This is a genomic window from Geobacter grbiciae (genome assembly GCF_018531165.1).
In the GTDB taxonomy this organism is placed as follows: domain Bacteria; phylum Desulfobacterota; class Desulfuromonadia; order Geobacterales; family Geobacteraceae; genus Geobacter; species Geobacter metallireducens.
Genome location: NZ_JAHDIW010000047.1, coordinates 1 through 1,323 on the forward strand (window position 1 = coordinate 1; position 1,323 = coordinate 1,323).

At 56.9% G+C, this 1,323-nt stretch carries 1 protein-coding gene; it reads left to right on the top strand.

Translation table 11 applies throughout. The features are described 5' to 3' along the window. The first annotated feature begins 73 nt into the window (after positions 1-73). Complete coding sequence (locus KJB29_RS19075; RefSeq protein ID WP_215735891.1) at positions 74-1,309, top strand: ISL3 family transposase; 1,236 nt, start codon at positions 74-76, stop codon at positions 1,307-1,309. Positions 1,310-1,323 lie beyond the last annotated feature (14 nt).

A 1,323-nucleotide genomic window follows, 5' to 3' on the forward strand; every position in this document is an offset into this window, starting at 1 on the left:
GGCTCCTCGACGTTTTGAGTGGGTAAGGGTATGATTCGTCCTCATTCCCATACCCGGAGGTTTCATCACAGTCATGCAACCTGAAGAACTTTTTGGTCTTGCTCTTGGTATCGTTCCCCCGTGGGAGGTGACATCGGTTTCCTTCAGCAAGGAGTCAAGCCGCCTTGACATCACCATCGACTTCCAGCGGGGCGCCAGCTTTCCTTGTCCAGTGTGCGGTGCCTTGGCGCCGGTTCACGACACGGTGGAGAAGCAGTGGCGGCACCTGAATTTCTTCCAGTACGAGGCTTATCTCCGTGCTCGGGTTCCACGGGTAAAATGCCCCAATAGTGGCTGCGGCGTGAAACTGGTTCAGGTTCCGTGGGCACGGGCCGGGTCGGGCTTTACCCTTCTGTTCGAGGCTCTGGTAATGACCATGTCCCGCGATATGCCGGTCAATGTGATTGCCACGCTGTTCGCCGTCACCGACAAACGTCTGTGGCGCGTCCTCGACTCCTACACGGAACTGGCTCGAAGCCGTGAGGACTACTCCGGGGTTTGTCGCATCGGAATCGACGAAACCGCCGCCAGGCGCGGCCATGAGTACGTCACCTTCTTCTTCGATCTCGACCGGCGCAAACTGCTGTTCGGCACCGAGGGCAAGGACAACGAAACCGTCACTCGTTTCGTGGCCGATCTCAAGTCCCATGGCGGCGCTCCCGAATTGATCACTGACGCGGCCATTGACATGTCCAAAGCCTTCATTAAAGGAGTTCGCGAGCAGCTTCCCAACGCGGCAGTGACCTTCGACCCGTTTCACGTTATCAAGCTAATGAACGACACCCTGGCCAAGGTCAGAGCCGAGGACGCCCGCAGTTTCCCGGAAATCCTGAAAAAGAGCCGCTATCTGTTTCTCAAAAACCCGGAGAACCTGCGCCCGGAGGAAAACGAGCGTCTGGATGCTATCCTTGCCTCCCAGAACCTGAAAAGCGCCGAGGCCTACCTCCATAAGCTGAACTTGCAGAACGTCTACTTCGCTGCCAATCGCCAAGAGGCTGAAACCCTGCTCACCCAGTGGTGTCGCGCGGCTGCAAAGAGCTCAATATCGCTCATCAAGAAAATGGCAACCACCGTCAAGGACCACTGGCATGGAATACTGAGCCACTTCGACAGCAAGTTGACCAGCGGCTTCCTGGAGGGAATCAATAGCCTCATCCAGGCAGCCAAGGCCCGAGCCCGGGGCTATCGCAATCCCCGGAACCTGATCACGATGGCCTATATCATCGCCGGAAAGCTCAACTTCAAGTCGCTATACCCTCAACCCACTTGAAACGTCGAAGAGCC

Bases quoted from the DNA above. Each gene is read 5' to 3' on its own strand.
- KJB29_RS19075 (WP_215735891.1), top strand. From the start codon at position 74: ATGCAACCTGAAGAACTTTTTGGTCTTGCTCTTGGTATCGTTCCCCCG.